The 6,381-nt window shown below is 40.3% G+C and carries 5 protein-coding genes; 3 read left to right on the plus strand and 2 right to left on the minus strand.

Going from position 1 to position 6,381, the window contains the following annotated elements:
* The first annotated feature begins 14 nt into the window (after positions 1–14).
* Positions 15–473, plus strand: a complete 459-nt coding sequence (locus Q0590_RS33420) for a Rid family detoxifying hydrolase (RefSeq protein ID WP_302042022.1) — start codon at positions 15–17, stop codon at positions 471–473.
* A 10-nt stretch (positions 474–483) separates the two neighbouring features.
* Here the strand turns inward: Q0590_RS33420 and Q0590_RS33425 are convergent, their stop codons facing one another.
* Positions 484–1,287: an MOSC domain-containing protein gene (locus Q0590_RS33425; RefSeq protein ID WP_302042023.1), complete on the minus strand. Its 804-nt coding sequence runs from the start codon at positions 1,285–1,287 to the stop codon at positions 484–486.
* Between the two features lie 216 nt (positions 1,288–1,503).
* On the opposite strand from Q0590_RS33425, the gene Q0590_RS33430 reads away from it, so the two are divergent.
* A complete protein-coding gene (locus Q0590_RS33430; RefSeq protein WP_302042024.1) occupies positions 1,504–2,697 on the plus strand; it encodes a M20 metallopeptidase family protein in 1,194 nt (397 codons plus the stop codon).
* A 345-nt stretch (positions 2,698–3,042) separates the two neighbouring features.
* A complete protein-coding gene (locus tag Q0590_RS33435) occupies positions 3,043–4,134 on the plus strand; it encodes a Na/Pi symporter (protein ID WP_302042026.1) in 1,092 nt (363 codons plus the stop codon).
* A gap of 66 nt (positions 4,135–4,200) precedes the next feature.
* Here the strand turns inward: Q0590_RS33435 and aspS are convergent, their stop codons facing one another.
* Positions 4,201–5,961 carry an aspartate--tRNA ligase gene (gene aspS, locus Q0590_RS33440; protein WP_302042025.1) on the minus strand — a complete coding sequence of 587 codons (1,761 nt, stop codon included), beginning with the start codon at positions 5,959–5,961 and terminating at the stop codon, positions 4,201–4,203.
* Positions 5,962–6,381 lie beyond the last annotated feature (420 nt).

Raw genomic sequence — 6,381 nt, forward strand, 5'->3', positions numbered from 1 at the left:
CTGCAAAAAATCTAGTGCATCAGTCAAAAATATACTTATTGTACTTCATACTAAGTACAGCCTTATCAGCATGTAATCTTACCAAAACCAGAGCTAAAACAGCCATTCTTACAAAATTGGCTCCTGCCCCTATTGGACCCTATAGCCAGGCAATACAAAAAGGAAATATAGTCTTTGTATCCGGACAAATTGCCATTAACCCTGTAACTAATATTTTGGATACTACAAACATAAGGCAGGAAACCAGGCAGGTAATGGATAACATAAAGGCTATTTTACAGCAAGCAGATATGGATTTTACTCAGGTTGTAAAAACCACTATTTACCTTACGGATATTAACACATTCAGCCAGGTAAATGAAATATATGGCACCTATATGCCTACTGTTGCCCCTGCCCGGGAGACTGTGGAAGTACGAAACTTACCTCGGGGGGCACATATAGAAATTTCTGTAATAGCAATAGCAGATTAACTCTTTAGCACTAACTTAACACAGTAACCGGACTTCCTATATGGATTTTTATCCCATCTGCGTTGTCACTTAACAGATTTTGTCCAAACCATACTTTATTATTGAAAGTACGGTAAGTTGAAAGTGTTTTTAGCGGCTCTTTACCAGCTTTACCAGTTTGTTGGTCTATAGTAGTAAGTATACAACGGGCACATGGTTTTACTACATGAAAAACACTTTCGCCTATAGTAATGGTTTTCCAGGTATCTTCCACAAAGGGCTCAATGGTATTTACGACTAAATTGGGGCGGAAGCGGTTCATGGGTACAGGTTGAGCTAAACGACTATTCAAGTCTGCTAAAGAAGCTTCCCCAATAAGTAGAAAAGGATATCCGTCGGCAAAGCTTACAATTTCCTTATTTTTAGCATATCGCTCATCTACTTTTCGCAAAGTTGTATCTGGCATATATACCAGTTTGCATTCTTGCTGTAGGGCTGAGCTAAACCATTCGTTCGCTTCTTTGCTTACTACGATTGATTGGCATGTATCATCCCATACAGTTACAGAAAGAATTTCTGAGGTCTGCGGTACAAAAGGTATAGTCAGAGGAGGCACATCAGGAGCAGTCACCCAAAGTTGGTCTTCCTCTATGGAAACCTTAAGCAAAGCCATTTTAGCAAACTTGCGCTGAGTCATAAACTGGTTTTGTGCATCTACCAACATCCACCTGCGATCGTATTGTAAGCCTGTTTCCTCAATAAGGGCAGAACTTACGGCTATTCCACCTAAAGATTTTATCGGATAAATGTAAATGGCTGATAAACTAAGAGTCATAAAATATAGCTTTGCAAGCAATAAATATGAGTAAAATTGCTTGTTATGCCAAGCCTTAATTTTGAAATAAAATGTGTAATAGCAAGAAGGATAGGTAGAAAACATGTAAAAACTATTTCTGACTGGGTAGCTAATTGCGTACCTTTGAGAGCAACAATACTACTCTTTGTTATAATAAAATAGGCGTTATTACTAATTGCATATAAACCCACGTACATGACACTGCTCTCCAGAGTAAAAACACTTGCCCAAACCTATGCAAACGATCTAATAGCCACTCGCCGGCACTTGCATGCCAACCCGGAATTATCCTTTGAGGAACACAATACAGCCAGATTTGTAGCTGAAAAACTACGCTCGTTTGGCATTACTCCTCAGGAAGGCATAGCTGATACTGGTGTTGTAGCGCTGATTGAAGGAAAAAATCCGGACAAAAAAACCATTGCACTCCGGGCAGATATGGATGCGCTACCTATTCTGGAAGCTAACGAAGTAGAATACAAATCCACTAATCCGGGTGTAATGCATGCGTGCGGACACGATGTACATACTTCCTCTTTGCTTGGCACAGCCCGTATTTTGCATGAATTAAAAGAAGAGTTTGAAGGTACGGTAAAACTGATATTCCAACCCGGGGAAGAGAAAATACCTGGGGGCGCTTCTTTAATGATACGCGATGGTGTACTCCAGCAACCAGCTCCAAAATACATACTCGGCCAACATGTGGCACCCAATATTCCAGTTGGTAAAATTGGATTCCGGGAAGGCTTATATATGGCCAGTGCCGACGAATTATATGTAACCGTAAAAGGAAAAGGCGGTCATGGGGCTATGCCGGATATTAATATAGATCCTGTACTTATTGCTTCACATATTATTGTGGCTTTACAACAGATTGTCAGCCGGCATGCCAACCCTAAAATTCCATCTGTACTTTCATTCGGAAAAGTAATAGCCAATGGCGCTACTAACGTTATTCCTAATGAAGTGTACATAGAAGGCACCTTCCGGACATTAGATGAAGAGTGGCGGGCTTCAGCACATAAGAAAATGAAAAAGATGGCTGAAGGAATAGCCGACGCTATGGGCGGCAGTTGCGAATTTACCATTATGCGGGGCTATCCTTTTCTGAAAAATGCGCCGGAGCTTACCCGCCGGATGAAAAATGCTTCTGTTGCTTATATGGGGCAAGAGAATGTAGTAGACCTGGATATATGGATGGCTGCTGAAGATTTTGCGTATTATACCCAGCACATAGATGCCTGCTTTTATAGACTAGGCACCCGCAACGAACAAAGAGGAATTATTTCCTCTGTACATACGCCAACATTTGATGTAGACGAACAAGCATTGGAAATTGGCTCAGGACTCATGAGTTGGCTAGCAGTAGAGGAACTCAGCAAAATGTAAATACATTGCGTTAAGTATGTAGATAGGCTAATTACTAGCTGCATTCTATCATCTTCATAAAAAAACAGCTGCTGATGGTTTAAATATTTTGCTGTTGCAAAAAGGCAAGCTAATTAACTAAAGCTATGTTAGCAAATAATGAATGTAGCTTTATCATAGTATTATTTTTTGGATTATCCCAATATTCAATTATATTAAACTAGCGTATTTAGCAAGCCGAAAGACAATTTTAATTACCTTTGTTCAAACTCAATACACACCTCATTGAAGCAAAGCAGTATAGAAGAAAGTAAACCTAGCCCTAAAATCAGCACCTCGTTTATTATTATTCAGGTTGTTGCACTTTTGCTGGTAACTTTTATTTTTATGCTCTCTTTAGAATTAATGGCTTCTGCTTTTAACCTGCTGGGCAGAAACATTATAGAAGAAATTATTAAAGCTACATCCAATCCATTCATCAGTTTATTTATTGGTTTGCTCAGCACAGCTATTGTACAAAGCAGTTCTACTACTACTTCCATGATAGTGGCTATAGTAGCCTCAGGTGCCCTCACGCTTGAAAGTGCCGTACCTATGATTATGGGGGCAAACATAGGTACAACTATAACTAGTACAATTGTTTCATTGGGGCATATTATTGATAAGAAAGCCTTCCGTAAAGCTTTTGCAGTGGCTATTCTGCACGATTTTTTTAATATTCTAGTCACGCTAATCCTCTTCCCACTGGAATATTATTTTGGTTTATTGTCTAGCCTTTCCCGTGTGGTTACCAGTCAGGTATTTGGTATAGCCAGTGGCCCAAGCACATTAGTTAAACTTACTGTAAAACCACTGGCAGATATAGTTACTTCACTTACTAACCAGAATGGGTTAATTTTATTAATTCTATCTGTATTTCTGCTGTTTTTTACCATCCGTTATTTAACTAATTTGTTGAAAAAGCTTGTTATTGGCGAGTCGCAGAAGCGAATGGATAAATATGTGTTTGGCTCACCGACAGGTTCTTTGTTATGGGGAGCAGGCTTAACAGCAGCCATACACTCCAGTTCTACAACCACTTCATTTATTGTTCAGTTAGTGGCCGCTGACAAATTATCTATAAAAAAAGCATTTCCTTTTATTATGGGTGCCAATGTAGGTACAACCATTACTGCCTTAATTGCCTCTATCTCCAAATCAGAAGCAGCATTAAGCATAGCTCTGGCACACGTGCTGTTTAATGTGATTGGTGTATTTATTTTCTTTCCTATACCAGTAATCCGGCAAATCCCGGTATACTTGGCACGTTACCTGGGTAGCCTCACCATGAAGAACAGGCTCGTTGGTCTAATCTATATTATCTTAACCTTCTTCCTGATCCCCTTTATCCTTATTTATTTATCTAACGATAATTCTGCCAATTCATCGCAAAAGCCGCCTATTGAAAAGGTAAAATAATACTCCAGAAAAAACACCTGGCAAGTTATTTTTACCAGGTGTGAAGGAAGCAAGATGAAGATTGTATTATTTTTTTCCGGACATACTAACCCGGATACTCAACTCTTCCAGCTGTGCATTTGAAATAGTGGAGGGCGTATCAATCATTACATCTCTGCCTGAATTATTTTTGGGAAAGGCAATAAAATCACGGATAGAATCAGCTCCGCCGAATAAGGAGCACAAGCGGTCGAAACCAAAGGCAATACCCCCATGTGGAGGGGCGCCATACTCAAAAGCTTCCATTAAGAAACCAAACTGGCGGCGGGCCTCTTCATCAGTAAAGCCTAAATGGCTAAACATTTTAGCCTGCAATTCCCGGTTATGAATCCGGATAGAGCCCCCTCCTACTTCTACCCCATTAATGACCATATCATAGGCATTTGCCCGCACCTTGCCAGGATCAGATTCTAACAAGTGAATATCTTCAGGCTTTGGCGAAGTAAAGGGATGGTGCATAGCAAACCAACGCTGCTCTTCTTCCCCCCACTCCAGCAATGGAAAGTCTAATACCCATAAGCAGGAATAAGTAGACTTATCACGCAAGCTTAACCGCTCACCCATTTCCAGGCGTAGTTCGGATAAAGCTTTACGAGCCTTAGTAGCTTCACCGGAAATAATTAGCAGTAAGTCGCCAGGAGCAGCCTGCATTTTTTCTGCCCACACTTTCAAATCTGCTTCTGAATAAAACTTATCAATAGACGATTTGATGCTGCCATCTGCATTGTACCGCACATATACCAACCCTTTGGCGCCTATCTGTGGACGTTTTACAAATTCAGTTAGCTCATCTAGCTGCTTGCGGGTATACTCCGCACAGCCTTTGGCACAAATCCCTACAATCAGCTCAGCATCATTGAATACAGAGAAATCTTTTCCTTTAGCTACCTCATTTAATTCCGTAAACCGCATCTCAAAACGGGTATCGGGCTTATCGTTGCCATAATATTTCATAGCATCGGCATAGCTCATACGAGCCAGGTTAGTCAGCTCTATGCCTTTTACCTGCTTAAACAAATGCTTCACCAAGCCCTCAAATGTATTCAGAATATCTTCTTGCGTAATAAAAGACATTTCGCAGTCTATTTGAGTAAACTCTGGCTGGCGGTCAGCACGCAAGTCTTCGTCACGGAAACATTTTACAATCTGGTAATAACGGTCGAAACCGGAAACCATTAGCAATTGCTTGAAAGTTTGAGGAGATTGTGGCAAGGCATAAAACTCACCAGGGTTCATGCGGGAAGGTACGACAAAGTCGCGGGCTCCTTCCGGCGTAGATTTGATAAGCACTGGCGTTTCTACCTCAATAAAGTTTTTGCTATCCATATACGTTCTTGTCTGGCGCATCATCTGATGGCGAAGTTCCAGATTTTTCCGTACAGCATTTCTACGCAAATCCAGGTACCGGTATTTCATCCGCAAATCATCTCCACCATCTGTTTCATCTTCAATAAGAAAGGGAGGTAATTTAGCTGGGTTCAAAATATCCAGGTTTTCAACCCGCACTTCAATATTCCCGGTAGGTATTTTATCATTTTTGGCAACCCGCTCTACTACTTTTCCTTCGGCTTTTACAACAAACTCACGGCCCAGCGAACGGATTTTTTCCAGCAATTGTGGATCTGTTTTGCCTTCTTCAAAAATTAGCTGTGTAACGCCATAGCGGTCGCGTAAATCAATCCAGACCATTCCGCCTTTATCTCTTTTAGTTTGCACCCATCCGCAAAGGCTTACCGGCTGGTTTACGTGTTCCATTCTTAATTCACCGCACGTGTGACTTCGTAGCATATATCAATAATTATAGGTAAACATTGGAAATATACAGGGAGCTTTGGTATAGCTGTAAAGCATATTGATTTTTAAATGTACTTCTGCGTTCGATGCCTTTGCTAAAAAAGTAAATTATTGCATAGCACTACGGTTACTTTTGCACCTTTCCTCAAAATAAGATTCAATTTTAACAATTCAAAAGGCAAAATCAATACACTAACCTCCATCCAGATTGTTACAAAGGTACAGCCAAAGATGAGAACGGCAAAATAAATTGAGTCTGTTAGCCATTTAAACTTACCTGGAGGGGAATGTAAATGTAAATAAGAATGAATAATCAAACCTTAATCTGTCACAGATATGGCAATAAAGCTTGCTATAAATAACGTGAACTATGGATTAGTAAAAGCATAAAGGGCTCAAAATGAATTAGCTTTG

This window comes from Rhodocytophaga aerolata (assembly GCF_030503435.1).
GTDB classification, from domain to species: Bacteria; Bacteroidota; Bacteroidia; order Cytophagales; family 172606-1; genus Rhodocytophaga; species Rhodocytophaga aerolata.